Here is a 2,120-nt window from a genome sequence, read left to right as displayed (position 1 = left end):
GGTTTGAGCGGTCGGGGTTTGGTGGGAATTTTTTGCCAGGGCTTTTCTTCGCTATTTTCTAGCGTGGCCAAATCGGGAATCTTGGTCAGCCATTCTTCTTTGGCCTCCAGCTTGGGTGCTTGAATAATATAGAGGACCTGTTTGCTTTGCTTTCTAACATCCAGATCTGGATGGCGAGCCAGCTGGCCACATAGTTCAATCGCTTCCTGACGACGATCGCTAGCAGCTAAGGCATTAACTAGCCAGAGCTTTAGCTCACCATCTAGAGAGATACTTGGCTTTTCGGCTAGGCCCTGCTCAAAAGCGTTTACGGCATCTGCATATCGGCCCCGCTCAAAGGCCTGCTGCCCCAGTTGATAGGCGGCTCGGGCAAGCTGATTGGCTGCATCTGGCATTGTGGCTGAGAGAAAATAGCTGTCAGGTTATTTTACGCTGCTAAACCTGATTCCATGCAACTTAAGTTGAGACTGCTGCAATTGGTCCTGCGCTGAACAATGCCAGAAAATAGTTATTTCCATAAGGAGAGAAAGAGCTTAAACGTCTATCTCAAACTTAAAATTGTTAAACAGTCGAACATCATAGGAGCTATTGGCTAACGAATTGACCAGACGCTGATCGAGCGTTAGGACTTATGAATAGGGCAAACGCATACGTTTCTTTACAATCTGGCACTAGCGTTGTCTCCTTGTGCCAGCACCATGAAAAGATATTGGTCATCCCATCCTGCTTTGAGTCGCTTTGCATGCATGCCGCCCTTGGCGGAGTTTTCTTGCGACAATAAGTTAACGGCAATCTGTCGAATAACCGCTAAATTTTCACCACTGTAGCCTGCTGTAGCCCGAGATTGGTCTTTTCGAAAAGCGACATCGAGAATCCAATGAAGTTGGTTCTCAATGCCCCAGTGCCTCCGAGCAGCGGTGGCAAAGCGCTGTGCATCCAACGGTAGACTCAGTAGGTAGTAACGCATCTCACGACTGATGGTATCACCCACTTGTCGTTGAGATTCGACACACCCGACCGTTGTTAACTTGGCCCAGTTTTCAGCACCGATGAGATAGTCAGTTTGGCCCATCACCCAATAGCGACGAAGCTCTTGGCGGCCATGAGCGGTTTCCTGGGTTTCATAATAGTCATGCTCAATACCGTCAACTGCTTTTGCGTGGGCTTGTGTAAACAATTCGCTCACATCTTCCAAAAGATCACCCTGATTCCCTTTGAGCGCCAGAACATAGTCTCCTTGTTGGGCCACAATTTTTTCAGCAATTGCGGTTTGGCAGCCCATCGCATCAATGCTCACCACTGCACCCTCTAGGTCTAACACGTTTAGGAGTTCTGAAATCGCTGTAATTTCATTTGATTTCTCGTCGACTTTGCGCTGACCCAAAACAATTCGATTTTCACTCGCTCAGGCGCTCACCATATGAATCATGCCTCGCTTTCCACCACGCTCATAGCTCCCACGCAGAGTCTTGCCATCAAGGCTAATCAATTGTCCCTGACTCAGCGAAAACGCGGCATTCACCCAGGTTAAAAAACACTCTTGGACTAGCTCGGATCGCAGACGTGCAAACAAACGCTCAATGGTATTGTGAGACGGTATCCCATGCGGTAATTCTAGAAATGTGCCGAGCCAAGAGTGTTTGGCTTTTCCATAGTTCTCCACCTCGACCCAACTCTCGGCACCACAGATAACAGCACAGATCGTGATCATTACAATATCAATCAACAAATGGTCAATACTGTGTTGGGCTCGTGGGTCATCCAGTGACCCGAAGTGCGATTTGAGTAGGGAAAGGGATGGGCTAGACATGTCTAGATGTACCGAGATTGCTAGAGACCATCGTCATCCTAAGACTGATGCTTTCAATCCCTGCATCCATCATTAAGATATGTGTGCGTTCGCCCTAACTTATGAAAAAATAACTTGAACATTTTCTGCTTTCAACTCTATCCTAAACAATACTCCGGACAGAATTAGGAGACTAGAACCCCGTAGTCACAAAGACTTGGAAAGTTGGGATGTGATTTAATCAAAGTCTCGTCTAAGTCTAAGTTTCGAATAAACCTGTCAATCAGATGCTGATTGAGTTTGCGACGTTTGTAGGAGGCCATGGAAAAGA

The 2,120-nt window shown here is 47.1% G+C and carries 1 protein-coding gene and 1 pseudogene; both read right to left on the bottom strand.

Annotated elements, in window-relative coordinates:
• The coding region (locus IQ260_RS30105; RefSeq protein WP_193996724.1) for a tetratricopeptide repeat protein at positions 1 to 395 on the bottom strand (395 nt) is incomplete at its 3' end.
• 263 nt (positions 396 to 658) lie between these two features.
• Positions 659 to 1,810, bottom strand: a pseudogene (locus IQ260_RS30100) (ISAs1 family transposase).
• Between the last annotated feature and the right edge of the window lie 310 nt (positions 1,811 to 2,120).

The organism is Leptolyngbya cf. ectocarpi LEGE 11479 (assembly GCF_015207065.1).
GTDB lineage: Bacteria > Cyanobacteriota > Cyanobacteriia > Phormidesmidales > Phormidesmidaceae > Leptothoe > Leptothoe ectocarpi.
Note: the sequence above shows the minus strand (reverse complement) of the source record. Positions and strands in the feature narration are given on the sequence as shown.